This is a genomic window from Stenotrophomonas sp. YJH_SMC_27 (assembly GCF_059369815.1).
The window spans coordinates 202,280-227,218 of record NZ_JCAFTA010000006.1; the positions used below are offsets into that span (position 1 = coordinate 202,280).

General features: G+C 66.8%; 20 protein-coding genes and 1 riboswitch. Of the genes, 12 read left to right on the top strand and 8 right to left on the bottom strand.

Features of this window, described 5'->3' with window-relative positions:
• Positions 1 to 2: 2 nt before the first annotated feature.
• The 3 genes from ftsA to lpxC all read left to right on the top strand — a co-directional run bounded on the left by ftsA (position 3) and on the right by lpxC (position 3,734).
• Positions 3 to 1,238 carry a cell division protein FtsA gene (gene ftsA, locus AC5P7R_RS11390; RefSeq protein WP_005408083.1) on the top strand — a complete coding sequence of 412 codons (1,236 nt, stop codon included), beginning with the start codon at positions 3 to 5 and terminating at the stop codon, positions 1,236 to 1,238.
• 177 nt (positions 1,239 to 1,415) lie between these two features.
• A complete protein-coding gene (gene ftsZ / locus AC5P7R_RS11395) occupies positions 1,416 to 2,651 on the top strand; it encodes a cell division protein FtsZ (RefSeq protein WP_058980418.1) in 1,236 nt (411 codons plus the stop codon).
• Between the two features lie 171 nt (positions 2,652 to 2,822).
• Positions 2,823 to 3,734: a UDP-3-O-acyl-N-acetylglucosamine deacetylase gene (gene lpxC / locus AC5P7R_RS11400; RefSeq protein WP_019661076.1), complete on the top strand. Its 912-nt coding sequence runs from the start codon at positions 2,823 to 2,825 to the stop codon at positions 3,732 to 3,734.
• A 282-nt stretch (positions 3,735 to 4,016) separates the two neighbouring features.
• Here the strand turns inward: lpxC and AC5P7R_RS11405 are convergent, their stop codons facing one another.
• Positions 4,017 to 4,466, bottom strand: coding sequence for a DciA family protein (locus tag AC5P7R_RS11405; protein WP_026347140.1), 450 nt, complete (start codon positions 4,464 to 4,466; stop codon positions 4,017 to 4,019).
• Between the two features lie 12 nt (positions 4,467 to 4,478).
• Here AC5P7R_RS11405 and AC5P7R_RS11410 point away from each other — a divergent pair, with 12 nt between their 5' ends.
• The 3 genes from AC5P7R_RS11410 to AC5P7R_RS11420 all read left to right on the top strand — a co-directional run bounded on the left by AC5P7R_RS11410 (position 4,479) and on the right by AC5P7R_RS11420 (position 9,505).
• Positions 4,479 to 5,435 carry a M23 family metallopeptidase gene (locus tag AC5P7R_RS11410; RefSeq protein ID WP_019661077.1) on the top strand — a complete coding sequence of 319 codons (957 nt, stop codon included), beginning with the start codon at positions 4,479 to 4,481 and terminating at the stop codon, positions 5,433 to 5,435.
• Between the two features lie 278 nt (positions 5,436 to 5,713).
• On the top strand, positions 5,714 to 8,446 hold the full coding sequence (gene secA / locus AC5P7R_RS11415; protein ID WP_111098014.1) for a preprotein translocase subunit SecA: 2,733 nt from the start codon (positions 5,714 to 5,716) through the stop codon (positions 8,444 to 8,446).
• A 102-nt stretch (positions 8,447 to 8,548) separates the two neighbouring features.
• Positions 8,549 to 9,505, top strand: coding sequence for a Nudix family hydrolase (locus AC5P7R_RS11420; RefSeq protein ID WP_227852444.1), 957 nt, complete (start codon positions 8,549 to 8,551; stop codon positions 9,503 to 9,505).
• A gap of 87 nt (positions 9,506 to 9,592) precedes the next feature.
• Here AC5P7R_RS11420 and AC5P7R_RS11425 read toward each other — a convergent pair whose 3' ends face one another.
• Positions 9,593 to 10,177, bottom strand: coding sequence for a DUF4124 domain-containing protein (locus AC5P7R_RS11425; protein ID WP_478436207.1), 585 nt, complete (start codon positions 10,175 to 10,177; stop codon positions 9,593 to 9,595).
• A 40-nt stretch (positions 10,178 to 10,217) separates the two neighbouring features.
• On the bottom strand, positions 10,218 to 11,045 hold the full coding sequence (gene metF, locus AC5P7R_RS11430; protein ID WP_478436208.1) for a methylenetetrahydrofolate reductase [NAD(P)H]: 828 nt from the start codon (positions 11,043 to 11,045) through the stop codon (positions 10,218 to 10,220).
• 203 nt (positions 11,046 to 11,248) lie between these two features.
• Between metF and AC5P7R_RS11435 the strand changes: the two genes are divergently transcribed.
• From AC5P7R_RS11435 to AC5P7R_RS11450, 4 genes are read left to right on the top strand one after another with little or no spacing between them, the layout of a single operon-like run.
• On the top strand, positions 11,249 to 12,181 hold the full coding sequence (locus AC5P7R_RS11435) for an alpha/beta fold hydrolase (protein WP_478436209.1): 933 nt from the start codon (positions 11,249 to 11,251) through the stop codon (positions 12,179 to 12,181).
• Positions 12,182 to 12,205: 24 nt separating this feature from the next.
• A complete protein-coding gene (locus AC5P7R_RS11440; RefSeq protein WP_031270244.1) occupies positions 12,206 to 13,252 on the top strand; it encodes a sensor histidine kinase in 1,047 nt (348 codons plus the stop codon).
• Positions 13,249 to 13,980: a LytR/AlgR family response regulator transcription factor gene (locus AC5P7R_RS11445; protein WP_111098010.1), complete on the top strand. Its 732-nt coding sequence runs from the start codon at positions 13,249 to 13,251 to the stop codon at positions 13,978 to 13,980. Before AC5P7R_RS11440 ends, AC5P7R_RS11445 begins: the two co-directional genes overlap by 4 nt.
• A 51-nt stretch (positions 13,981 to 14,031) precedes the next feature.
• Positions 14,032 to 14,589 carry a DUF3228 family protein gene (locus tag AC5P7R_RS11450; RefSeq protein WP_010481895.1) on the top strand — a complete coding sequence of 186 codons (558 nt, stop codon included), beginning with the start codon at positions 14,032 to 14,034 and terminating at the stop codon, positions 14,587 to 14,589.
• Positions 14,590 to 14,664: 75 nt separating this feature from the next.
• Here AC5P7R_RS11450 and AC5P7R_RS11455 read toward each other — a convergent pair whose 3' ends face one another.
• The 3 genes from AC5P7R_RS11455 to ahcY form a co-directional block, all read right to left on the bottom strand.
• Entirely contained in the window at positions 14,665 to 15,150 is a 486-nt protein-coding gene (locus AC5P7R_RS11455; RefSeq protein ID WP_111098009.1) for a hypothetical protein, read from the bottom strand.
• On the bottom strand, positions 15,150 to 15,623 hold the full coding sequence (gene ybaK / locus AC5P7R_RS11460) for a Cys-tRNA(Pro) deacylase (RefSeq protein WP_019338083.1): 474 nt from the start codon (positions 15,621 to 15,623) through the stop codon (positions 15,150 to 15,152). Before ybaK ends, AC5P7R_RS11455 begins: the two co-directional genes overlap by 1 nt.
• Positions 15,624 to 15,780: 157 nt before the next feature.
• The gene (gene ahcY / locus AC5P7R_RS11465) at positions 15,781 to 17,226 is read right to left on the bottom strand and encodes an adenosylhomocysteinase (RefSeq protein WP_019661087.1); all 1,446 of its coding nucleotides are present in this window, start codon (positions 17,224 to 17,226) and stop codon (positions 15,781 to 15,783) included.
• A gap of 36 nt (positions 17,227 to 17,262) precedes the next feature.
• A riboswitch (S-adenosyl-L-homocysteine riboswitch) is annotated at positions 17,263 to 17,346 on the bottom strand.
• A gap of 120 nt (positions 17,347 to 17,466) precedes the next feature.
• Here ahcY and AC5P7R_RS11470 point away from each other — a divergent pair.
• Together AC5P7R_RS11470 and ppc are read left to right on the top strand one after the other, a co-directional pair.
• Positions 17,467 to 19,983: a S9 family peptidase gene (locus AC5P7R_RS11470; RefSeq protein WP_134731250.1), complete on the top strand. Its 2,517-nt coding sequence runs from the start codon at positions 17,467 to 17,469 to the stop codon at positions 19,981 to 19,983.
• 237 nt (positions 19,984 to 20,220) lie between these two features.
• The gene (gene ppc, locus AC5P7R_RS11475) at positions 20,221 to 22,932 is read left to right on the top strand and encodes a phosphoenolpyruvate carboxylase (protein WP_021203442.1); all 2,712 of its coding nucleotides are present in this window, start codon (positions 20,221 to 20,223) and stop codon (positions 22,930 to 22,932) included.
• Between the two features lie 67 nt (positions 22,933 to 22,999).
• On the opposite strand, the gene AC5P7R_RS11480 is transcribed toward ppc, so the two are convergent.
• Both AC5P7R_RS11480 and metK read right to left on the bottom strand, forming a co-directional pair.
• Positions 23,000 to 23,506, bottom strand: coding sequence for an acyl-CoA thioesterase (locus AC5P7R_RS11480; RefSeq protein WP_021203443.1), 507 nt, complete (start codon positions 23,504 to 23,506; stop codon positions 23,000 to 23,002).
• Positions 23,507 to 23,646: 140 nt separating this feature from the next.
• Positions 23,647 to 24,858, bottom strand: coding sequence for a methionine adenosyltransferase (gene metK / locus AC5P7R_RS11485; RefSeq protein ID WP_005408103.1), 1,212 nt, complete (start codon positions 24,856 to 24,858; stop codon positions 23,647 to 23,649).
• Positions 24,859 to 24,939 lie beyond the last annotated feature (81 nt).

A 24,939-nucleotide genomic window follows, 5' to 3' on the forward strand; every position in this document is an offset into this window, starting at 1 on the left:
ACATGAATCGCAAGGGTGACAAATCGCTGATCGTTGGCCTGGACATCGGCACCTCCAAGGTGGTGGCGCTGGTGGGCGAGTATTCGCCGGGCAACCCGATCGAAGTGATCGGCATCGGCTCGCACGAATCGCGCGGGTTGAAGCGCGGCGTGGTGGTGGACATCGAATCGACCGTGCAGTCGATCCAGCGCGCGGTGGAAGAAGCCGAGCTGATGGCCGGCTGCGAGATCCGCTCGGTGTACGCCTCGATCTCCGGCAACCACGTGCAGTGCAAGAACTCGCCCGGCATCGTGCCGATCCGTGACGGGGAAGTGACCTGGGGCGACCTGGATCGCGTGCTCGATGCGGCCAAGGCGGTGGCGATTCCGGCCGACCAGAAGATCCTGCACGCGATCCCGCGCGAGTACGTGCTGGACGATTCGCAGGAAGGCATCCGCAACCCGGTCGGCATGACCGGCGTGCGCCTGGAGGTGCATGCGCACCTGGTGGTGTGCGCGCAGTCGGCCGCAGCCAACATCAGCAAGTGCGTACAGCGCTGTGGCCTGCAGGTGGACGACCTGGTGCTGTCCTCGCTGGCCTCCAGCGTTGCGGTGCTGACCGCTGACGAACGCGAGCTGGGCGTGGTGCTGGTCGACATGGGCGCCGGCACCACCGACATCGCGGTGTTCGTGCAGGGCGCGATCTGCCACACGGCCTCGCTGCCGATCGCCGGCGACCACGTCACCAACGATATCGCGCACATGCTGCGCACGCCCACCCCGGAAGCCGAGCAGATCAAGGTGCGCTACGCCTGCGCCCTGGCCCAGCTGGCCACCGCCGAGGAAAGCATCCAGGTGCCGTCGGTGGGCGACCGTCCACCGCGCCGCATGCCGCGCCATTCGCTGGCGCAGGCGGTGCAGGGCCGCTACGAGGAGATCTTCGAGATGGTGCAGGCCGAACTGCGCCGCTCCGGCTTCGAGGAACTGGTGCGCGCTGGCATGGTGCTGACCGGTGGCGCTTCGAAGATGGAGGGCGTGGTCGAACTGGCCGAGGAAATGCTGCAGATGCCGGTGCGTGTGGGCATCCCGCAGCACGTCACCGGCCTGGGCGAAGTGGTGGGCAACCCGGTGCACGCCACCGGCGTGGGCCTGCTGCTGATGGGCAGCCAGATCGAGCACCCGCGGCGGCCATCGCTGCCGACCGGGCGCGCTGGAAGCATGTTCAAGAAGCTCAAGACCTGGTTCCGCGGCGAGTTCTGACGCGGAACCCGCAACTCCGGGCCCGGCCCGGCGCAACACCCGCAGTACCCGCATCACAACGCAACAACGCAACAACGCAATACACAACCCACACAGCCGCAACGGCAACATGACACGCGAAGGCAGGAGGCCCGACCGTCCATGCCACCGACAAGCGGATACAACGAGGACACGGACATGGCGCATTTTGAACTGATCGAAAAGATGGCACCCAATGCGGTGATCAAGGTGGTTGGCGTGGGCGGCGGCGGCGGCAATGCCGTGGCGCACATGGTCAACTCGGCGGTGGACGGCGTGGAATTCATCACCGCCAACACCGACTCGCAGGCCATCAAGAATTGTGGTGCCAAGCTGCAGCTGCAGCTGGGTACCAACGTGACCAAGGGCCTGGGCGCAGGCGCGAACCCGGAAGTCGGCCGCCAGGCCGCGCTGGAAGACCGTGAGCGCATCATGGACGCGCTGCAGGGCGCGGACATGGTGTTCATCACCGCCGGCATGGGCGGCGGCACCGGCACCGGCGCTGCGCCGGTGGTGGCACAGTTGGCCAAGGAAATGGGCATCCTGACCGTGGCCGTTGTCACCAAGCCGTTCCCGTTCGAAGGCCGTCGCCGCATGCAGGTGGCGCTGAAGGGCATCGAGGAACTGAGCCAGCACTGCGACTCGCTGATCACCATCCCGAACGAGAAGCTGATCACCGTGCTGGGTCGCAACGCGACCATGATCCAGGCCTTCCGCGCCGCCAACGACGTGCTGCAGGGCGCCGTGCAGGGCATCGCCGACCTGATCGTGCGTCCGGGCCTGATCAACGTCGACTTCGCCGACGTGCGTACCGTCATGTCCGAAATGGGCCTGGCGATGATGGGCACCGGCACCGCCCGTGGCGATGACCGCGCCCAGGCCGCCGCCGAAGCCGCCATCCAGAACCCGCTGCTGGATGATGTGAACCTGGCCGGTGCCAACGGCATCCTGGTCAACATCACCGCCGGCGCCGACTTCACCATGGCCGAGTTCGACGAGATCGGCCGCACCATCGATGGCTTCGCTTCCGAAGACGCCACCGTGGTGGTCGGTACTGTGCTGGATCCGGACATGCAGGACGAAGTGCGCGTGACCGTGGTCGCTACCGGCCTGAACCGCGTTTCGGCCAGCAAGACCCAGCGTCCGGGCGAGCGTGCGCCGATCAAGCTGGTCCGCAATGCCACGACCGGCCAGCCGGAGTTCGGCGACTTCGACAACGGTGGCGACGCTGTGTCCAAGGCCGTCGGCGGCATGGGCCTGGGCCTGCGTCGCGCCAGCAGCGATACCGCGGCCGCTTCGGCCCCGTCGGCGCCGTCCTCCTCGGCCCCGGCTGCGGCGGAACTGCCGAACGACTACCTGGACATCCCGGCGTTCCTGCGCCGCCAGGCGGACTGAGCGGGGCGGCCCGGGGTTGTCCTCCCCGGGTAGCGCCACCATGTCCTGAAAACGCGGGCGCCGGGCCAGGATGGGCCCGGCCGCCCTGCTTCACGCGCGTCCTGCCGGCGTTTCAGCCGGGGTAGGGGAGCGTGCGTGTTAATCTAATGTGTCACTTCCGGTCCATCCCCCATGATCCAGCAACGCACCCTCAAGAACACGATCCGCGCCACCGGCGTTGGCCTGCACAGCGGCGACAAGGTCTACATGACCCTGCGCCCGGCACCGGTCAACCATGGCATCGTGTTCCGCCGCGTGGACCTGGACCCGGTGGTGGAAGTGCCGGCCAAGGCCGAGCTGGTCACCGAAGTGACCCTGTGCACCGGCCTGACCTGCAACGACGCCAAGATCCAGACCGTCGAACACCTGATGTCGGCGCTGGCTGGCCTGGGTGTGGACAACATCATCGTCGAACTGTCCTCGGCCGAGCTGCCGATCATGGACGGTTCGGCCGGCCCGTTCGTGTTCCTGCTGCAGTCGGCAGGCATCGTGGAACAGGATGCGCCCAAGCGCTTCATCCGCGTGCTGAAGACCGTGGAAGTGACCGAGGGCGACAAGGTGGCCCGCTTCACCCCGTACGAGGGTTACAAGCTGGGCTTCACCATCCAGTTCGACCACCCGATGATCCCGGCCAAGCAGTCGCGCCAGGAAATCGAGTTCTCGACGCTGGCCTACACCAAGGAAATCTCCCGCGCGCGCACCTTCGGTTTCATGCGCGACCTGGAATACATGCGCGAGCGCAACCTGGGCCTGGGCGGTTCGATGGACAACGCCATCGTGCTGGACGAGTTCCGCGTGCTCAACGAAGACGGCCTGCGCTACGCCGACGAATTCGTGCGCCACAAGATCCTCGATGCGATCGGCGACCTCTACCTGGCCGGTGGCCAGGTGCTGGGCGCTTACGAGGGCTTCAAATCCGGCCACGCGCTCAACAACAAGCTGGTGCGGGCGCTGATGGCCGACGCCACTGCCTGGGAATGGGTCAGCTTCGACTCGCCTGCCACCCCGGGTCCGGTCGAATACGCCACTCCGGCCTATGCCTGATTCCGTAGGTCGTTGAATTTGAAGATAAAAACGCCGCCACCCAAGGCGGCGTTGTTGTTTCCGGCGAAGACGACGCATTCAGTGTGCTTGAAAAGGCATCAAGGCCGGTTCGAGGTCACGGTTTTGTGAACCTGTTGGATCCGAAGCCTGAATTTAACGCCGTTTTAACAACAATCTAACGACAGGCCCCTGGATGGCCGCTAGGATGCGACCCGGCCCCCGAAATGTTTCACGCCGTGGTGACACGCGCGACGGGGAGCGGAGCCGGATGCTCCGTTGCCATCATGACCGTTTCTTCGGTTTGGAAGGAACGTCCTGCAGGCAAGCCAAGGCGTCGCGTAGCCCTTTGTGCGTGGCGGCTGAAACTGCGTGGGGTCCATTCCGGTTGTCGAGCGCTGGGGAGCGCGTGGGAGTGGGAGACGCAGTCTTGATGGTCACCTTGGTGGCCTTCAGCCCGATGGAACGGGCCGCGTCGAGCAACTGGGCTTCGGCAAGCCGCAACTTGGCATGCCAGACCGGGGATTCGACGAGAAAAACGAGGTGTTCCCCGTCCACATTGGCCAGCCGGCAGCGGCTGCGCAGAGGTGGCGGCAACTGGGGGCGCAACTGTCGGTCCAGCGCGTCGAGCCACAGGGCACGCCGCAGCGGGTTCCCGCTTTTGTCCGCCATTACCGCATCCAGCGCCGGTTTCGGTGCCGACGCGGGGCGAACGCTGGATTTCGGCTCAGACATGAAAACTCACTGATGGCATTCAAAAAGATCGTAATCAAAACGCGTGAAGGACAGGCCAAATCGTCGCCGATCACGCGTTTGCGGTTCTATTTCGAGGACCGCCCCCGCGCCCTGCTGGGCAGCGTGCTCGGGGTAGGCTGCATTATCGGCCTTGCTGGCGGCATTGGCGTCAGCGCGCTGAATGATTCCCGGCTGCAGGCCAAGGTCGAGCGCCAGGATGCGGAGCTGGCCAAGGTCAAGCGCGATGCGCAGACCCAGGTCAACGCGCTGGCGGCCCGTCTCGGCGAGCTGCAGGCCCAGGCCACCCGCCTCAACGCGCTCGGCGAACGGCTGACCCAGATGGGCAAGCTGGAGGATGGCGAGTTCGACTTCAACGAGACCCCCGGTCTCGGTGACGGTGACGCAGGCGGTCCGACCAGCGACATCCCGGTCAAGGACGTCAACGCCGACTTACAGGTGCTGGAGCAGCGCTTCGCTGCTTCAGGCCGCCAGTTGTCGGTGATGGAGTCGCTGATGTTCGACCACCAGCTGCAGCAGAACGCCGTGCCTTCGCGCATGCCGATCCGCAACAGCTACGTGACCTCCGGCTTCGGCACCCGTGCCGACCCGTTCGGCCGAGGCGCCGCCACCCACAAGGGCATGGACTTCCACGCCAAGGTCGGTGACCCGGTGATGGCCGTGGCCGAAGGCGTGGTCAGCTTCGCCGGCGTGAAGGGGGGCTACGGCAACGTGGTCGACGTCGACCACGGAAATGGCTACGTCACCCGCTACGCGCACAATTCCCGCCTGGTGGTGAAGGCCGGCGACCTGGTCCGTGCCGGCCAGGAAGTGGCCAAGGCCGGTTCCACCGGTCGTTCGACCGGCGCCCACGTGCACTTCGAGGTGTGGGAGAACGGCAACGTGGTCAACCCGCGCAAATTCCTCGGCGACGGCGGCAACACGCCGGTCGGCCGCGTCAGCCGCGGCTGATCCCGGGTCGGATCCCTTCCGCGCCGCGGGAGGGCTCTGACCCGATGCGGTTGACCTGGTAGTGCCGGCCGCTGGCCGGCAACCTCATGATCTTCGGCAGCATCGCGGATCACCGGCCAGCGGCCGGCACTACCCCATCGGGGTTGAAACCTCAGCCGCCCGTCCCAAGCTACAATGGGTGTTGCCATCGACAGGGCGCCAGGCGCCCTGTTTCGTTTGCGGCGGACGGATCCCCAGGGGGAGGCCGGGCGTCGTGTCCATCCAACCCGGTTCCTTCAATGATCAACAGCCTGCTTACCCGCGTATTTGGCAGTCGTAACGAACGACAGCTGCGCCAGCTCAACCGCATCGTCGCCAAGATCAATGCGCTGGAGCCGGAGATCGAGAAGCTTTCCGACGAGCAGCTTCAGGCCAAGACGCCGGAGTTCAAGCAGCGCATTGCCGGTGGTGAAGCCCTGGACAAGGTGCTGCCGGAAGCCTTCGCGGTCTGCCGTGAAGCCGGCCGCCGCGTGCTGGGCATGCGCCACTACGACGTGCAGCTGATCGGCGGCATGGTGCTTCACCTGGGCAAGATCGCAGAAATGCGCACCGGTGAAGGCAAGACCCTGGTGGCGACCCTGCCGGTGTACCTCAACGCGCTGGAAGGCAAGGGCGTGCACGTGGTCACCGTGAACGACTACCTGGCCCGCCGCGACGCCGCGCAGATGGGCAAGCTGTACAACTGGCTGGGCCTGAGCGTGGGCGTGGTCTACCCGGGCATGCCGCACAGCGACAAGCGCGAAGCCTACGCCGCCGACATCACCTACGGCACCAACAACGAATTCGGTTTCGATTACCTGCGCGACAACATGGCGCTGTCCAAGGCCGACCGCTACCAGCGCGGCCTGCACTACGCCATCGTCGACGAAGTCGACTCCATCCTGATCGACGAAGCGCGTACCCCGCTGATCATCTCCGGCCCGGCCGATGATTCCCCGGAGCTGTACATCCGTGTCAACCGCGTCGTGCCGCACCTGGTCAAGCAGGAAGCGGAAGACGGCGAAGGCGACTTCTGGGTCGACGAGAAGGGCAAGCAGGTGCACCTGTCCGAAGCGGGCATGGAGCACGCCGAGCAGCTGCTGGTTGAAGCCGGCATCCTCAACGGCGAAACCGAAGGCCTGTACGCGGCGCAGAACCTGACCGTGGTCCACCATCTCAACGCCGCCCTGCGCGCGCACGCGATCTACCAGCGCGACGTTGACTACATCGTGCGCGACGGCGAAGTGGTCATCGTCGACGAGTTCACCGGTCGTACCCTGGCCGGCCGCCGCTGGTCCGATGGCCTGCACCAGGCGGTGGAAGCGAAGGAAGGCGTGCCGGTCCAGCGCGAGAACCAGACGCTGGCGAGCATCACCTTCCAGAACCTGTTCCGCATGTACAAGAAGCTGTCCGGCATGACCGGCACGGCCGATACCGAAGCCTTCGAGTTCCAGAGCATCTACGGCCTGGAAGTGGTGGTGATCCCGACCAACCGCCCGACCATCCGCAAGGACAGCCCGGACCAGGTGTTCCTCAACCGTAAGGGCAAGTTCAATGCGGTGCTGGCCGACATTGAAGAGTGCGCCAAGCGCGGCCAGCCGGTGCTGGTCGGTACCACCTCGATTGAAACTTCGGAAATGCTGTCCGAGCACCTGAGCAAGGCCGGTGTGAAGCACGAAGTGCTCAATGCCAAGCAGCACGACCGCGAAGCGACCATCGTCGCCAACGCCGGCCGTCCGGGCGCGGTGACCATCGCCACCAACATGGCCGGCCGTGGTACCGACATCGTGCTGGGCGGTTCGCTGGAAGCAGAGCTCCACGCGCTGGGCGAGGACGCGACCGACGAGCAGAAAGCCGCGGTCAAGGCCGACTGGCAGAAGCGCCACGAGGCAGTGAAGGCGGCGGGCGGCCTGCACATCGTCGGCACCGAGCGCCATGAGTCGCGCCGTATCGACAACCAGCTGCGTGGCCGTTCCGGCCGCCAGGGTGACCCGGGTTCGTCCCGCTTCTACCTGTCGCTGGAAGACAACCTGATGCGCATCTTCGCCTCCGACTGGGTGCAGAAGGCCATGCGCATGATGGGCATGAAGGAAGACGACGTCATCGAGGACCGCCTGGTCAGCCGCCAGATCGAAAAGGCGCAGCGCAAGGTCGAGGCCCACAACTTCGACATCCGCAAGAACCTGCTGGACTTCGACGACGTCAACAACGACCAGCGCAAGGTGATCTACGCCCAGCGCGACGAGCTGCTGGACGCCGAATCGGTGAAGGACAACGTCGACGGCATCCGCGACGACGTGATCTTCGACGTGGTGGCCCGCTTCGTGCCGCCGAACTCGATCGACGAGCAGTGGGACCTGCGTGGCCTGGAAGCGACCCTCGAGTCGGACTTCGGCCTGCAGATGTCGCTGACCGACCTGGTCAAGGAACACGAGGAGCTGGACGCCGAGGCGATTGCCGCCAAGGTTCAGGAACGCGTCAACCAGCACTTCGCCGAGAAGGAAGCCGGCGTGGGCGAAGAGACCATGCGCGCGCTGGAGAAGCACGTGATGCTGACCGTTCTGGACCAGAGCTGGAAGGAGCACCTGGCGCGCATGGATTACCTGCGCCAGGGCATCTACCTGCGTGGTTACGCGCAGAAGCAGCCGAAGCAGGAATACAAGAAGGAAGCCTTCGAGCTGTTCTCGGACATGCTGGAAAACGTCAAGCGCGAAGTGGTGACCCTGCTGTCGCGCGTGCGCATCCGCAGCGACGAGGAAGTGCAGGCGCTGGAAGCGGCCGAACGCCAGCAGGCCGAAGCCCGCCTGAGCCAGTCGCAGTTCCAGCACCAGGACGTGGGCGGCTACAGCGCCGACGAGGAAGCCGCGCAGGTGCAGGCTGCCCAGCAGGGCGTGGCGCAGATGCAGCGCGACGAGCCGAAGATCGGCCGCAACGATCCGTGCCCGTGCGGCAGTGGCAAGAAGTACAAGCACTGCCACGGCCAGCTGAGCTGATGCCGAAGAGCCCCGCGAAAGCGGGGCTTTTCGTTTGTGGCAGGGGAGTTGCAGCGGATCCGTGATTGCGCCGGCCGCCCTGTTCTGGGCATGCTTCCCCCCATGCCTTCCCCCACCCGATCGATCCACGTTGTGGCCGCCGTCATCACCGACGCCCGTGGCCGCGTGCTGCTCAACCGCCGTACCGAGAACCGCGACATGGCCGGCCTGTGGGAGTTTCCCGGCGGCAAACGCGAATCCGGCGAGACCTCCGAACAGGCGCTGGTGCGCGAGCTGCGCGAGGAACTGGGCATCGAGGCCGATGTCGGCGAGTGGCTGATGGATGTGCCGCAGCGCTATCCGGACAAGCACCTGACCCTGGAGGTGCGCCACGTGCGCAGCTGGAAGGGGACACCGCGTGGGCGGGAGGGCCAGGCGATCACCTGGGTGGCGCCCGACAAGCTGGGCCGCTATTCAATGCCGCCGGCAGACCTGCCGGTGGTGGCCGCCCTGCGCCAGCCCGACAGCTACCTGATCACCCCGCCGCCGGCCGATGATGAGGGCGGCGTGCGGCATTGGCATGAACAGCTGCAGCGCGTGGTGGCTGCGGGCCAGCAGCGCATCCAACTGCGGTTGCCGACGGCCCATCCGCAGCGGCAGGCGATGGTCGAGCAGGTCGTGCGTGCGCATCGCCGCAGCGGCGTGCAGTGGCTGCTCAACCGCGATATCGAGCTGGCACGCGCACTGGGCGTGGGCGTGCATCTGGGCAGCGAACAGCTGCTGGAGCTGTCGCAGCGTCCGCTGCCCGAAGGCCAGCTGGTGGCCGCGTCCTGCCATGACCTGCAGCAGCTGCAGGCCGCACAGCAGTTGGGCTGCGACTTCGCCGTGCTGGGTCCGGTGCAGGCCACGGCCAGCCATCCCGATGCCGTGCCGCTGGGCTGGGATGCCTTCGCCGAGCTGCGTGCGCAGGTGTCACTGCCGATCTACGCGCTGGGTGGCATGGGCAGTGGCCACATCAGTGAGGCGCGTCGCCATGGTGGGCAGGGCATCGCCGCCATTCGCGGGCTGTGGCTGGCGTAAAGCCGCGTCGGTCGCCGGGCATCGCCCGGCGCTACCCTGTGGAATGGAAGCAGTAGATCCACGCCATGCGTGGATGGATGCCCGCGATCACAACGTGATCCAGAAACACCCGTACTGCCGCCGTAATCCCACCACCGTCGAGGCACGCGCCACGCTGCCTGGCAGGGTCTGCTCCAGGCGCAGGCCGACCGGATGGCGAACAGCCGTCGGCTCAGGGGCGGATCCCTGCGCAGCAGGGCCCTGGCCCTCGTCAGTCACTGCGTCCTGGCCCTGTCCTGGATAAACCGGCACGACGTCCACCAGCGGCCGCCGCACCAGCGATTCCAGTTGGCCGAGGATGCGCTGCGCACCCGCATCAGAGACCGCGCCCCACAGGTACAGCGAGGACAGCCGGTTCACATCATTGCTGACGATGCCGTTGCGCAATGCGTCCACCAGTTCACTCAGCCGCCGCGGGCAGCGTGCCCCCAGGGTATCGCGCTGCAGGATGTTGCCGCTGGGCGCAGGCGGTGGCACCCGCGACCGCGCACCCACACTGTCGCAGGGTCGGTCGGTATACACGCTTTGGCCCTGCGCATCGGTACAGCGGTTCAGGCGCATGGACTGTGCGTGGGCGACGCTCGACAGCACGCACAGCGGCAGCAGCAACAGCAGGAAGGAAAGCCGGATCATGCCCGCAGGGTAACGCCGATCATGCTCGCGCGGCGTGCTTTCAGCCCTGGAGCAGCTTCAGCACCGAGGTGGTCGGCTTGGCCAGGTTCAGCGTGTAGAAGTGCAGGCCGGGCGCGCCGCCTTCGATCAGGCGCTGGCACAGCCGGGCCACCACTTCCGTGCCGAATGCACGCACCGACTCCGCATCATCGCCATAGGCCTGCATCTTGCGACTGATCCAGCGCGGAATCTCCGCACCACACTGTTCGGAGAAGCGGCGCAGCTGGCTGAAGTTGGCGATCGGCATGATGCCCGGCGTGATCGGCACCTGCACGCCCAGCCGCCGCACTTCATCGACGAAATGGAAGTACGCGTCCGGATTGAAGAAATACTGGGTGATGGCCGCATCGGCACCGGCATCGATCTTGGCCTTGAAGTGCTTCAGGTCAGCCAGTGAATCGGAGGCCTGCGGATGCGTCTCCGGATACGCGCCCACTTCGATGTGGAACGCATCGCCGTGTTCGGCGCGGATGAAGGCGATCAGTTCGGCGGCATAGCGCATGTCGCCGGGAAAGCCCATGCCCGAGGGCAGGTCGCCACGCAGCGCGACCAGGCGGCGGCAGCCGATGGCGCGGTACAGCTTGAGCAGCTCGCGGATTTCCTGGCGGGTGCCGCCCACGCACGACAGGTGCGGCGCGGCATCGAAACCGTGGTGCTGGTTGAGATGGCGCACGGTTTCGGAGGTGTAGCTCAGGGTCGAGCCACCGGCGCCGAAGGTACACGACACGTACTCGGGGGCGTAGTCCTTCAGCTTGGCCGCAGCACGGTCCAGCTGGCCGCGCTGTTCGTTGGTCTTGGGCGGATAGAACTCGAAGCTGATGGCGGTCATGGCGCGGGCGGCGGCGGCAGGTGCGAAGCAGTATATCGCTTCATCAAGATGGATGTTTGAAGATTGCGTGAGGGCCAACCGTCCCCAACCCGCGACCGTTCGCCCCGCCGTGCGGCCGCTGCTCCGAAATCGCAACCGGCATGCGTCGGCCGGGCCCACGCTGCTCCCATCCCGGCAGCACCCACCCGATGAAGGAGCAGACGATGAAGATCTTCCTGGCACTCTGGTACGCAATGAAGGCGCTGGCCCGGCTGGCGATGATCGGCATGGCGATGGCCGTGCTCGGTTCCGGCTCGGCGCATGCCGCCACTGTCGGCGCCCCGGGTGCGGGCAAGGTGCAGGTCGAGGTGGTCGGCAAGGGCCGTCCGCTGCTGATGATCCCCGGCCTGAACAGCAGCGCCGAGGTCTGGCGCGAGACTTGCCTGGCGCTGAAGGACGTGCAGTGCCATCTGGTGCAGCTGCCGGGCTTTGCCGGCGCTGCGCCTGCCGACCCGCGCCCGGCCGAATTCCTGACGGCGATGCGCGGGCAGCTGCTGGCCTACCTGCACGACCAACAGCTGGGCCCGGTGGTGGTGATCGGCCACAGTCTTGGCGGCCTGCTGGGGCTGCAGGTGGCGCAGGCCGAGCCGAAGGCGGTCAGCGCACTGGTGGTGGTCGATGCATTGCCGTTCCTGCCGGCGGCGCGTGACCCGAACGCCACCGCAGACAGCGTGCGGCCGATGGCCGACCAGCTGCGCAAGGGCATGCTCGCCGCCGATGCCGCGCAGTGGCAGGCGCAGCTGAAAGCCGGCCTGCCGGGCATGACACGCGATCCGCAGCGGCAGGCCGAACTGGGGCGCTGGGGCGAAGCCAGCGACCGCCAGACCACCGCTGACGCCATGCATGCGGTGATGACCACCGACCTGCGTGACAGCATCGCCTCGATCACCGCACCGACGCTGGTGCTGGGTAGCTGGGCCGGCTACCAGCCGATGGGCGGCACCGAGGACAGCACGCGCGCGGTGTTCCAGGCGCAGTACGCGAAACTGCAGGGCGTGCAGATCGCGATGAGCGCGCAGGGGTTCCACTTCCTGATGTGGGATGATCCGCGCTGGCTGCGCGGTCAGGTGCAGGCCTTCCTCGACCACCACCACTGAGTTTCAACACGCCTCGGAATGGACATGCCGGATTCCTCCTCGACGGTACGCTTCTGGCTGCTCAATGCGCTGGTGTGGGCGCTCTATGGCGTTGCCGGAATCGGCCTGCGCCAGGCCTATTTCAGCGATGCCGGAAGCGCAGGCGTGTTGATCACGCTGGGCCTGGCGTTGGCCCTGTTCGGGTGCAGCGGTGCCATCCGTGCGCTGGCGCTGCGTGCCGACTGGTGGGCGCGCGGCACGGCCGGGCTGTTGCTGCGGCTGGCGCTGTCGGTGGCATTGGGCGCGGCAGTGGCGCAGCTGCTGGTGAACATCGCGCTGCACTCGGCGCTGGCCTGGAACTGGGTGAGCCTGGGGCGGAAGACGGCCGACTTCAGCCCCAAGGCGCTGCTGCTCTACTGGTACACCACTGCGGTGATGCTGGCCCTGTGGGCAGCGCTCTGGGCAGGCCTGCACAGCCTGCGCCGGATACGCAGTGCGGACCTGGCGCGCCTGCGTGCCGAGGCCGAGCGCAGCGCGCTGGAGCGCGATGCACTGCGTGCACGGCTCAACCCGCATTTCATGTTCAATGCGCTGAACAACCTGCGTGCGCTGATCCTGGAAGATCCTGAGCGTGCGCGCGACATGGTCACCCGCCTGTCGCGCACGCTGCGCCAGGCGCTGGCACACAACCGCAGCGAGCAGGTCACGCTGGCGGAGGAACTGGCGGTCGTGGACGACTACCTGGCCATCGAGGCAGTCCACTTCGAACAGCGCCTGCAGGTGAACCGGCAGATCGATGCCGACGCCCTGCAGGCACAGCTGCCGGCGATGGCGCTGCAGCTGCTGGTGGAAAACGCGATCAAGCATGGCATCGCCAGCCGCCCGGGCGGCGGCGGGATAGAGATCCGGGCCACGCTGGACAATGACGTACTGCGCCTGCAGGTGGACAATCCGCTGGGCGGCGCCAACGAGCCCACCCATGGCCATGGCGTCGGCCTTGCCTACCTGCGTGCGCAGCTTGGCACGCAGGGGAGTTTCATGTTGCAGCCGGTCGGCGACCGCATGCAGGCCCTGCTGGAGATTCCGCAATGAGTGGCGTGCTGCGTGTGTTGATCGTTGATGATGCACGGCTGGCGCGGCAGGAGCTGCGCACGCTGTTGTCGGCGCTGCCATGGGTGCAGTGCGTGGGCGAGGCCGACGATGTGCCCGCTGCACGCGAGGCGATCGCCACACTGGCGCCGGACCTGGTGCTGCTGGATGTGCAGATGCCCTCCGGCAGCGGCTTCGATGTGCTGGATGGGCTGGAGACGGTGCCGGCGGTGGTCTTCGTTACCGCCTACGACACCTATGCGGTGCGCGCCTTCCAGGCCAACGCGCTGGACTATCTGGTGAAGCCGGTCGAGGCGCCGCGCTTGCTGGAAGCGTTGCAGCGGGCGCGCCAGCGCGAGGTGGTGGCGGGCGAAACGCCGGAGCCGCGCAGCACGCTGGGCGCGCAGGACCAGGTGTTCGTGCGCGAGGGCGAACGCTGCTGGTTCGTCGCGGTCTCGGAGATCCGTCTGCTGCTGGTGGATGGCAACTACACACGGCTATGGTTCCGCGACCAGAACGCCCTGCTGACCCGCAGCCTGAGCGCGCTGGAAGCTCGCCTGCCGCCGGAGTTGTTCTTCCGCGCCAACCGCAACACGCTGGTCAACCTGCGCCGCATTCGTGGCGTGACGCCCAGCATTGCAGATGGCTACGACCTGACGCTGGACGACGGCAGCGAGGTGGAGGTATCGCGGCGGCAGGCACGTGAACTGCGCGAGCGGATGGCGTTGTAGGGGCTGCCAGCAGTTACCCTGTGCAGCAGAACTCCTGATCACACCTGCGCCATGTCCATCGTCCTCACCGATTTCGCCCGTCCCCGCCTGTTCCCGCGCGTGCCGCGCGGCAACACCATCCAGGACTGCACTGCCGAGCAGTTCGAGGCACACCTCAATGCGCAGGCGCCGCTGAAGGTGCTCGACGGCTACGCCCCGTTCTGCAAGCTGTTCGTCTACGAGAACTGGACCAGCACGCGCTGCCTGACGGTGCCGGTCACCGAGGCCAACCGCCACCTGCTGCGCAGTGGTTATGAAGCGCGCAACCGCGAGGAATTGCCGGTGCTGGTGCGTTGGTTCGAGGGCGTGGAATCGCCGCGTGCGAACTACCTGGTGGTGATCCTGTACAGCGCCGAGCAGCTGGCCAGGGAAGGTTCGCCGATCGAGGCCGACTGGGGCATCGTCGGCTGCATCTACACCGCCGAACCGGAAGAGGTGCCAATGGCGCCGATCACGATGATGCGCAATGCGCTGGGCGTGGAGGAGGGCGGCTCCGGCGTGCCGCTGGACCGTGAGGCGTACCGGCGTTCTGTCGAGTTCTGGGAGAACAACGCGAACTGGCGGCCGTGAGCAATATTTGCCATCCACGCATCGCGTGAATGTGCGGGCCGCAGTAGAGCCACGCCATGCGTGGCTGCTTGGCCTTCAGGCAGCTTTCCATTCCCACCACGGGTAATGGTACTCGCGGTCGATGGCCTGCCAATGCTGGCCGCATTGCGTGCAGGCAACGGTGTGGCAATCGCCCCAACCCTCCTCGGCCTCCTGCAACGAGAGCAGCTGCATCTGCCCTTGTTCGATCAGGCGACGCGGATCGAAGAACGGGTAGCCGGGGTTGAGCGCACACAGGCATCCCTTACGCGCCTGCCAGTAGCGTAGCCGTTGCAGGCCCGCCTTGAGGTGTGCCTGGTTGCTTATCAGCATGCCGCCCAGGGCGATGCCCTCGCAGCTGCGTTCGATCAGGTCGACATGTGTGGCCAACGCGTCCAACGATGAGGCACTGAACAGCCGTGCGACGCTACGTGCGGCATCGGTGATGCGCGTTGCGTCGCGCGACAGCAGGTCCTGCAGCAGCACATCGGCCTGTGCATCGTCGAGACGGGGTATCCGCGCTGCAGACCAGGGCCAGCGCATCAGCGAGACTTGCCGATGGCAGCGTAGTGGCCGGCGGTGAGGCGCAGCAGGTCAGCCGGCGCCAGTTCCACTTCCAGGCCGCGGCGACCGGCGCTGACATGCAGCGCGGGCAATGCCTGAGCGCTGGCATCCAGGAAGGTGCGCAGGCGCTTCTTCTGCCCAAGCGGGCTGATGCCACCGACCAGGTAACCCGTCGCGCGCTGTGCGGCGTCGGCGGCGGCCATCTCGCATTTCTTGCAGCCGGCCGCTTCGGCCAGAGCCTTCAGGTCCAGCTGGCCGGCCACCGGCACGATCGCCACCAGCAGTTCGTGTGCCTCGGTGCTGGCCAGCAGGGTCTTGAACACCTGGGCCGGATCGAGGCCAAGCTTGTCGACGGCTTCGCCGCCGTACGATTCGGCGTGGGCGTCGTGCACGTAGCTGCGCACCGTGTGGGCGATCTTCTCGCGCTTGAGCAGGTTGATGGCCGGGGTCATGGCTGCATCGTAGCGCGCGCTGGGCGCGTTGCCTTGACCGAGGCTACTGCGGGTGGATGCGCGGCGGTGGCGCGCCAACGCAGAACGGGCGCCCGAAGGCGCCCGTCCGTGTCGCATGCACCGGTAGTGCCGGCCGCTGTCCGGCACCCTGAAGGCATCAGTAGCGGTAGTGGTCCGGCTTGAACGGGCCTTCCACCGGCACGCCGATGTAGTCGGCCTGTTCCTGGGTCAGGGTGGTGAGCTTCACGCCGATCTTTTCCAGGTGCAGGCGCGCCACTTCCTCGTCCAGCTTCTTCGGCAGCAGGTACACCTTCTTCTCGTAGCTGTCCTTGTTCGCCCACAGGTCGATCTGTGCCAGGGTCTGGTTGGCGAAGCTGTTGGACATCACGAAGCTCGGGTGGCCGGTGGCGCAGCCCAGGTTCACCAGGCGGCCTTCGGCCAGCAGGAAGATCGCGTTGCCGTTCGGGAAGATGTACTTGTCCACCTGCGGCTTGATGTTGACGTGCTTGATGCCCGGGTAGGACACCAGTGCGTCGACCTGAATCTCGTTGTCGAAGTGGCCGATGTTGCAGACGATGGCCTGGTCCTTCATCGCGCTCAGGTGCTCGATGCGGATGATGTCGCGGTTGCCGGTGGTGGTGACGTACAGGTCGGCACGGCCCAGGGTCGATTCGATGGTGTTGACTTCATAGCCTTCCATCGCCGCCTGCAGGGCGCAGATCGGGTCGATCTCGGTGACGATCACGCGCGCACCGTAGGCACGCAGCGAGGCCGCGCAGCCCTTGCCGACGTCGCCGTAGCCGCAGACCACGGCCACCTTGCCGGCCAGCATCACGTCCATCGCGCGCTTCAGGCCGTCGGCCAGCGACTCGCGGCAGCCGTACAGGTTGTCGAACTTGCTCTTGGTGACCGAGTCGTTGACGTTGATCGCCGGGATCAGCAGGGTGCCGGCCTGGGCCAGCTGGTACAGGCGGTGCACGCCGGTGGTGGTCTCCTCGGAGACACCCTTCCAGTCCTTGACCACGCGGCCCCAGTAACCGGGGCGCTCCTTGGCCACGCGCTTGAGCAGGTTCTTGATGACCTGTTCTTCGTGCGAGGCAGAGGCGGTGTTGACCCAGTCGCTGCCGTTTTCCAGTTCGTAGCCCTTGTGGATCAGCAGGGTCACGTCACCGCCGTCGTCCACCACCAGCTCCGGGCCGGTCAGGGTGCCGTCGGCCAGGGTGAAGGTCAGCGCGTCCAGGGTGCAGTCCCAGTACTCTTCCAGAGTCTCGCCCTTCCAGGCAAACACCGGGGTGCCGGTGGCGGCAATGGCGGCGGCCGCGTGGTCCTGGGTCGAGAAGATGTTGCACGAGGCCCAGCGCACGTCGGCGCCGATGTCCTTCAGGGTCTCGATCAGCACCGCGGTCTGGATGGTCATGTGCAGCGACCCGGTCACGCGCACGCCCTTCAGCGGCAGCTCGGCCTGGTACTTGCGGCGGATCGACATCAGGCCCGGCATTTCGTGCTCGGCGATGTCCAGTTCCTTGCGGCCCCAGTCGGCCAGCGTGATATCGCGGATCTTGTAGTCACCTTCGGTGGAGAAGGTCTTGGCAACAGCGTTCATTCGTGTGCTCCGGTTGTGGGCGAGCGGATGCTCGCATCTAGCCGGGCGCCGTTGTTACAAAGCCACCTTACCGAGCCTGGCCGGGCCTCGTGGGATCCGGTCGCAGCGCCCCTCGGCAGGGGAGAACCCCCATTATATCGCGGCCCCGGCGTGACATCCGGATGACCCAACCATCGGCAGATGGGGCCGCGTGCACGGCCTGTTAAGGTCGGTGTTTTCACGCATCACACAGGTGGAACGATGAGCATGCACGCGCGCCGTACGCGGCGGTGGACCGGCCTGGTCCTGTCGATGGGGCTGCTGGCGGTGGCCCCGCTGGCCTGGGCGGCCGCCTCGCAGCCAGCTCCGGCGCAGGCGCAGGGCGTCAATGGCTACGAACTGCCATCGGCCGCACTGCAGGCAGTGGTCGACGCCCCGCGCGCGCCGTCGCTGTTCCTGTCGCCGCGCCGCGACGTGGCCGCGATGATGCAGATGCCGTCGCTGCCGTCGATCCAGGTGGTGGCGCAGCCGGAACTGAAGCTGGCTGGCCTGCGCATCAACCCGCGCACGTTCTCCGACAGCCGCTTCAGCTTCGGCGAGAAGCTGTGGCTGATGAACGTGGCCGACGGCAAGGAGCGGCAGATCAGCGGCCTGCCGGCCAAGCTGTCGATCGCCAGTGTGATGTGGTCGCCGGACCAGAAGTGGCTTGCCTTCAACCAGGTCGACGCTGCCAGTGGCGCCAATGAACTGTGGCTGGTGGACGTGGCCGGCGGCAGTGCCCGCCGCCTGGTTGCCGGCCTGAACACGGTGATCGGCAGCGGCTACCAGTGGCTGCCGGACAGCCGCGGCCTGGTGGTGTTCACCCGCCCGGCCAACCTCGGTGCGGCCCCGCCCGCCGATGGCATTCCGACCGGCCCGGCCGTGCAGCAGACCAGCCAGGGCGGCGGCGTGGTGTCGATCCGTACCTACCAGGACCTGCTGAAGAACGAGGCCGACGCACGCCAGTTCGACTACTACGCCACTACCCAGCCAATGGAAGTCGGCCTGGATGGCAGCACCCGCGCGATCGGCGCGGCCGGCATCTTCATGGGCTTCTCGGTGTCGCCGGATGGCCGCTTCGTGCTGCGCCAGCCGGTGCAGCGCCCGTACTCCTACGTGGTGCCGGTGAGCAGTTTCCCGCGCCGCATTGAAGTGATCGACCGTGCCAGCGGCAAGCTGGTGCACACCGTCGCCGTTCGCCCGCTGGTGGAAGGGCTGCCGACCGGCAACGATGCCGAAGTGACCGGCGTGCGCGACATCAGCTGGCGCGGTGATGCCGACGCCACCCTCGTCTGGGCCGAAGCGCAGGACGGCGGCGACCCGAACAGGGACGCCAAGGTGCGCGATGCGGTGCTGATGCAGGCCGCGCCGTTCGACAAACCGCCGGTCACCCTGGCCCAGCTTGGCAGCCGCCTGGCCGGCATCAGCTGGGGCCGCGGTGACCTGGCCCTGCTGACCGAATCGTGGTGGAAGACCCGCAGGACCAAGACCTGGCTGATCGCCCCGGACAACGCCGGTGCCGAGCCGCGCCTGCTGTGGGATCGTGACGCGCAGGACCGCTATGCCGATCCGGGCCGGCCGCTGCTGGCCAGTGACGAGCGGGGTCGTTCGCTGCTGCAGACCAGCCCCGATGGCAGCAGCCTGTACCTGGCCGGTGCCGGTGCTTCGCCGGAAGGCGACCGTCCGTTCGTGGACCGCTTCGACATCGCCACGGGCAAGGCAACGCGCCTGTTCCACTCGCAGGCGCCGAGCTATTCGCTGCCGGTGGCGTTGCTGGATGACCAGGCCAGCTCGCTGCTGCTGAGCCGCGAGAGCCCGGATGAGCCGGCCAACTTCTACGTGCAGTCGCTGGCCGATGCCGGTGCGGCACCGCGCGCGCTGACCCATTTCGCGCACCCGCTGCCGCAGTTGAAGGGCGTGCAGAAGGAGCAGATCCGCTACAAGCGCAAGGATGGGGTCGACCTGACCGCGACCCTGCTGCTGCCGCCGGGCTACGACCCCAAGCGGGACGGCCCACGGCCGCTGCTGATGTGGGCCTACCCGGGTGAGTTCAAGAGCGCGGCTGCGGCCAGCCAGGTGACCGATTCGCCGTACCGCTTCAACGCGGTCAGCTACTGGGGCCCGCAGGCGTTCCTGGCCAAGGGCTATGTGGTGCTGGCCAGCCCGTCGATGCCGATCATCGGTGAGGGCGACAAGGAGCCGAACGACACCTACATCGAACAGCTGGTGGCCAACGCGCAGGCAGCGGTGGATGAGGTGGTGCGCCGTGGCGTGACCGATCGCGATCACATCGCCATCGGCGGCCATTCCTACGGTGCGTTCATGACCGCCAACCTGCTGGCACACACCCGCCTGTTCAAGGCCGGCATCGCCCGCAGCGGCGCCTACAACCGCACGCTCACTCCGTTCGGCTTCCAGGCCGAGGAACGCAACTACTGGCAGGCACAGGAGGTCTACCAGAAAATGGCGCCTTTCAACTACGCCGACAGGATCAAGGATCCGATTCTCTTCATCCACGGCGTGGACGACAACAACTCCGGCACCTTCCCGATCCAGAGCGAGCGCATGTTCGCCGCGGTGAAGGGCCTGGGCGGCACCGCGCGGCTGGTGATGCTGCCCAACGAATCGCATGCCTACCGCGCACGCGAATCGATCATGACCATGCTGGCCGAGAGCGAGCGCTGGCTGGAGCAGACCATTGGCCCGGCCGAGCAGGGCAAGGCGAAGAAGAAGCGCTGATACGTGCATGAGGGTGGCCGCTGCAACAGCGGCCGCCTGTGCGGCTGCGCCGCCGCCCGAGCATGGGCTCGGGCGCTACACGGTGTCACGCGCCATGACGCTTGTAGAGCCGAGCCCATGCTCGGCTGCGTCCGCCATGGATACGTGCAGATGAAACCATTTTTGCATCGCAGCACGCTGCCCGTTCTGGTTTAGGCTTGGGACCTGAATCCGTTGACCGAGGCCTGTGCGTCGCCGATGAACGAGTACCGCAGCAGCATCGAGTTTGCTTCTCCCGATCTTCCGCTTCGCGATGACGTGCGCCGGCTCGGCGCGCTGGTCGGCGACCTGCTGGTTGAACAGGTCTCCGCCGCGTTTCTCGACGATGTCGAAGACGTGCGCACCCGCGCCATCGCCCGCCGCGAGAACCAGGCGGCGTTGTCCGAGCTGGCCGAAGGGCTGGCCGGGCGCACGCCGCAGCAGGCCGAGACCATGGTGCGGGCGTTCAGCACCTATTTCCAGGTGGTCAACATCGCCGAGCGCGTGCATCGCATCCGCCGCCGCCGTGACTACCAGCGTGCCGGTACCGCAGGGGCGCAGCCCGATGGCCTGCAGGATGCGCTGCAGCACCTGAAGGCGCAGGGCGTGACGCTGGACGAGCTGGCGCAATGGCTGCCGCGCATCGACATCGAACCGGTGTTTACCGCGCACCCGACCGAAGCGGTGCGCCGCGCGCTGCTGGAGAAAGAGCAGCTGATGGTGGCCAGCCTGGTCGACAACCTTGATGGCCAGCGCACGCCGGGGGAAGCGGCCGCCGATGCCGCGCGCTTCCGCATGGCGCTGACCGCTTCGTGGCAGACCACCGATTCCTCGCCGGTGCGGCCCACCGTGGACGACGAGCGCGAGCACGTCGGCTTTTATCTGGTACAGGTGCTGTACCGGGTGATCCCGGTGCTGTACGAATCGCTGCAGCAGGCGCTGCGCGATACCTTCGGCGAAGAACTGCCGCTGCCGCGCCTGCTGCGCTTCGGCACCTGGGTGGGCGGCGACATGGACGGCAACCCGAACGTGGATGCCACCACCATCCGCAACACGCTGGATGCACAGCGGCGGGCAGTGCTGGGGCGCTACCAGAAGGAACTGCTGCAGCTGGCCAGCCTGCTCAGCCAGTCTACCGAGCGAGTGGGCGTTAGTGATGCGTTGCAGGCACGCGTGGCGCAGTACCAGCAGCTGCTGCCGCAGGTGCAGTCGCGCCCGCGCCATGCCGACATGCCGTACCGCCTGCTCAACGACCGCATGCGCGCACGCCTGCAGGCCACGCTGGATGATGGCAGCGGCGCCTACGCCGGCCCCGCCGAACTGATCGACGATCTGCAGCTGATCCTCGACAGCCTGCGTGCCAATCGCGGCGAACATGCCGGCGGCTTTGCCGTGCAGCGTCTGCTGTGGCGGGTGAAGACCTTCGGCTTCCATCTGGCACGGCTGGACGTACGCCAGGAATCGAGCGTGCATGCGCGCGCGCTGGCCGCAGTGCTGGGCGGCGACGCAGCGTGGGAGGGTCTGGATGCCTTGGGCCGCGCGCGCCTGCTGGCCCCGCATGCCAGCGGTGAGGCCCCGTTGCCGAAGGGCGACGACGAAGGCAACCGGCGCCTGGACGCCGTGTTCGCCGCGCTGGCTGATGCACGCGCACGCCATGGCGGCGATGCACTGGGCAGTTACATCATTTCGATGGCGCACGACCGCAGCGACGTGCTGGCGGTACTGGCGCTGGCGCGGCGTGGTGGCCTGGTCGACGCCGATGACACGGTGCCGCTGGACATCGCGCCGCTGTTTGAAACCGTGGATGACCTCAAGCGCGGCACCGCCACGCTGCGCGACCTGCTGGACGACCCGGTGTACCGCACCCATCTGCGCGCGCGCGGCGACGTGCAGATGGTGATGCTCGGCTACTCGGACAGCAGCAAGGACGGTGGCATCGCCGCCTCGCGCTGGGGCCTGCAGCGCGCGCAGGTGGAACTGCTGGAGGTGGCGGCCGAGGCGGGCATCCGCCTGACCTTCTTCCATGGCCGTGGCGGCTCGATCAGCCGTGGCGGTGGGAAGACCACGCACGCGGTGGATGCTTCACCGCGCGGCAGCATCGATGGCCGCCTGCGGGTGACCGAGCAGGGCGAAGTGATCCATCGCAAATATGGCATCCGCGCGCTGGCCCTGCGCTCGCTGGAACAGGCCGCCGGTGCGGTGCTGCGCGCCAGCCTGCGCCCGCGTGCCGCCGAGCCGCGCGAGGATGCGTGGCGGCCGGTGATGGACGCGGTGTCATCGGCCAGCAGCGAGGTGTATCGCGCCTTTGTTGGCCAGGCCTGCTTCATGGACTACTTCCGTACCGCCACACCCATCGACGTGATCGAGCGGATGACGCTGGGCTCGCGTCCTTCGCGCCGGCTCGGCCAGGATGCGGCACTGGGCAACCTGCGTGCGATTCCCTGGGTGTTTGCCTGGAGCCAGGCGCGTGCCGTCATTCCCGGCTGGTACGGCGTGGGCAGCGGCCTGCAGGCGGCGGTGGACGCTGGCCATGAAGAGACCCTGCGCGAAATGGCGCGTGACTGGCCGTTCTTCCGCACCTTCCTGGACGACATCGCGATGGTGCTGTCCAAGGGCGATATCACCATCGCCGAGCAGTTCTCGCTGTTGTCTGGCGACCTGCACGGGCGCTTCTTCCCGCAGGTACAGCGCGAACTGGAACTTACCCGGCACTGGCTGCTGGCGCTGATGGACCAGAAGACGCTGCTGGACCATGATGCGCGGCTGGCGCTGTCGATCCGCCTGCGCAATCCCTACGTCGATCCGATCAGCGTGCTGCAGGTGGATCTGCTGCAGCGCTGGCGGGCCAGCGGGCGCGAGGATGACGAGCTGCTGCGCGCGCTGGTGGCGTGCGTGAACGGTGTTTCGCAGGGGGTGCAGAACACGGGTTGATGCGTATCCGCCGGGCATGGCCCGGCGCTACCTGCCTCGGTGGGTGCGGGGCGTGCCCCGCACGCCCTCACTCCTCCGGCGACGGAGGATTCGATGCCAGCAGTTCCAGGTGGCGCTGTTCCATTTCCTGGCGCAGCTGGCGGCGGATCAGCGCTGCGGCCTGGCGGCGCTTCTCGTCCGAGGTGACCGGCCGCAATGTTGGCACCGGCGTCGGCCGGCCTTCCTCATCCACGGCCACCATCGTGAAGAAACAGCTGTTGGCGTGGCGCACGCTGCGCTTGAGGATGTCTTCGGCCACCACCTTGATGCCGATCTCCATCGACGAGGTGCCGGTATGGTTCACCGAGGCCAGGAAGGTGACCAGCTCGCCCACCGCGATGGGCTGGCGGAACATCACCTGGTCCACCGACAGGGTGACCACATAGCTGCCGGCGTAGCGGCTGGCACAGGCATAGGCGACCTGGTCGAGCAGCCTCAGGATCGCGCCACCGTGGACCTTGCCGGAGAAATTGGCCATGTCCGGCGACATCAGCACGGTCATGGACAGCTGGTGGGTTTTCAGTTCGGTCGACATGGGCCGATTGTATCGGCGTGGCGTAGCTCTTGTAGAGCCGAGCCCATGCTCGGCTGCTCTTGTCGCAAGAAAAAGAAAGCCGAGCATGGGCTCGGCTCTACAGAAAGCAGAAGGGCCGCGTGAGCGGCCCTTCGTGTTTCTTACTTCAGCTTCGCATCGGCGCGCAGGGCGGCGGCGCGGTCGGTCTTCTCCCAGGAGAAGGCCGTGGCGTTGACGGTCTCGCCTTCGCCGTTGAGGTAGCTGAACTCCTTCGGCTTGCGGCCGAAGTGGCCGTAGGCCGCAGTCTGCTGGTACATCGGGTGGATCAGGTCCAGCATCTTGATGATGCCGTACGGGCGCAGGTCGAAGTGCTTGCGGATCAGCTTCTCGATCTTGTCATCGCTGATCTTGCCGGTGCCGAAGGTGGTGACCGAGATCGAGGTCGGCTCGGCCACGCCGATGGCGTAGGAGACCTGCACTTCGCAGCGGTCGGCCAGGCCGGCAGCAACCACGTTCTTGGCGACGTAGCGGGCCGCGTAGGCAGCCGAACGGTCGACCTTGGACGGGTCCTTGCCGGAGAACGCGCCACCACCGTGACGGGCCCAGCCGCCGTAGGTGTCGACGATGATCTTGCGGCCGGTCAGGCCACAGTCGCCCACCGGGCCGCCGATCTCGAACTTGCCGGTCGGGTTGATGTGGAACTTGGTGCCCTTGTGCAGCCACTTGGCCGGCAGCACCGGCTTGATGATTTCTTCGCGGACGGCCTCGATGAGGTCCTTCTGCTTGATGCCCGGGGCGTGCTGGGTCGACAGGACCACGGCGTCGATGGCCGAGACCACGCCGTTTTCATAGCGCAGGGTGACCTGGCTCTTGGCGTCCGGGCGCAGCCACGACAGCGGCGAGTTCTTCTTCTTGCGGATCTTGGCCTGCTGCTCGACCAGGCGGTGCGACAGGTGGATCGCGGCCGGCATGTAGCTGTCGGTCTCGTTGGTGGCATAGCCGAACATCAGGCCCTGGTCGCCAGCGCCCATTTCTTCCGGCTTCTTGCGGTCCACGCCCTGGGCGATGTGCGGCGACTGCTTGCCGATCAGGTTCAGCACGCCGCAGGTGGCGCCGTCGAAGCCGACGTCGGAGCTGTCGTAGCCGATGTCCGTGATGACCTTGCGGGTCAGCGCTTCCAGGTCGATCCAGGCGCTGGTGGTGATTTCACCGGCCACGATGGCAACGCCGGTCTTGACCATGGTCTCGCAGGCCACGCGGGCACGCTGGTCCTGGGTCAGGATCGCGTCCAGCACCGCATCGGAGATCTGGTCGGCAACCTTGTCCGGATGGCCTTCAGAGACCGACTCGGAGGTGAAGAGATAGCTGGACATCAGGCGTAATATCCCTTGATTCGGATGGAAAGATGGGCGCGCATGATACACGGGGTGCGCCGCCTGTGCATTGTGGACCGG

Bases quoted from the DNA above. Each gene is read 5' to 3' on its own strand.
- AC5P7R_RS11450 (WP_010481895.1), top strand. From the start codon at position 14,032: ATGTCCATCGTCCTCACCGATTTCGCCCGTCCCCGCCTGTTCCCGCGC.
- AC5P7R_RS11470 (WP_134731250.1), top strand. From the start codon at position 17,467: ATGAGCATGCACGCGCGCCGTACGCGGCGGTGGACCGGCCTGGTCCTG.
- ybaK (WP_019338083.1), bottom strand. From the start codon at position 15,623: ATGACCCCGGCCATCAACCTGCTCAAGCGCGAGAAGATCGCCCACACG.
- metK (WP_005408103.1), bottom strand. From the start codon at position 24,858: ATGTCCAGCTATCTCTTCACCTCCGAGTCGGTCTCTGAAGGCCATCCG.
- AC5P7R_RS11425 (WP_478436207.1), bottom strand. From the start codon at position 10,177: ATGATCCGGCTTTCCTTCCTGCTGTTGCTGCTGCCGCTGTGCGTGCTG.
- AC5P7R_RS11435 (WP_478436209.1), top strand. From the start codon at position 11,249: ATGAAGATCTTCCTGGCACTCTGGTACGCAATGAAGGCGCTGGCCCGG.
- metF (WP_478436208.1), bottom strand. From the start codon at position 11,045: ATGACCGCCATCAGCTTCGAGTTCTATCCGCCCAAGACCAACGAACAG.
- ppc (WP_021203442.1), top strand. From the start codon at position 20,221: ATGAACGAGTACCGCAGCAGCATCGAGTTTGCTTCTCCCGATCTTCCG.
- ahcY (WP_019661087.1), bottom strand. From the start codon at position 17,226: ATGAACGCTGTTGCCAAGACCTTCTCCACCGAAGGTGACTACAAGATC.
- AC5P7R_RS11405 (WP_026347140.1), bottom strand. From the start codon at position 4,466: ATGTCTGAGCCGAAATCCAGCGTTCGCCCCGCGTCGGCACCGAAACCG.
- AC5P7R_RS11455 (WP_111098009.1), bottom strand. From the start codon at position 15,150: ATGCGCTGGCCCTGGTCTGCAGCGCGGATACCCCGTCTCGACGATGCA.
- secA (WP_111098014.1), top strand. From the start codon at position 5,714: ATGATCAACAGCCTGCTTACCCGCGTATTTGGCAGTCGTAACGAACGA.
- AC5P7R_RS11480 (WP_021203443.1), bottom strand. From the start codon at position 23,506: ATGTCGACCGAACTGAAAACCCACCAGCTGTCCATGACCGTGCTGATG.
- lpxC (WP_019661076.1), top strand. From the start codon at position 2,823: ATGATCCAGCAACGCACCCTCAAGAACACGATCCGCGCCACCGGCGTT.
- AC5P7R_RS11410 (WP_019661077.1), top strand. From the start codon at position 4,479: ATGGCATTCAAAAAGATCGTAATCAAAACGCGTGAAGGACAGGCCAAA.
- ftsA (WP_005408083.1), top strand. From the start codon at position 3: ATGAATCGCAAGGGTGACAAATCGCTGATCGTTGGCCTGGACATCGGC.
- AC5P7R_RS11420 (WP_227852444.1), top strand. From the start codon at position 8,549: ATGCCTTCCCCCACCCGATCGATCCACGTTGTGGCCGCCGTCATCACC.
- AC5P7R_RS11440 (WP_031270244.1), top strand. From the start codon at position 12,206: ATGCCGGATTCCTCCTCGACGGTACGCTTCTGGCTGCTCAATGCGCTG.
- ftsZ (WP_058980418.1), top strand. From the start codon at position 1,416: ATGGCGCATTTTGAACTGATCGAAAAGATGGCACCCAATGCGGTGATC.
- AC5P7R_RS11445 (WP_111098010.1), top strand. From the start codon at position 13,249: ATGAGTGGCGTGCTGCGTGTGTTGATCGTTGATGATGCACGGCTGGCG.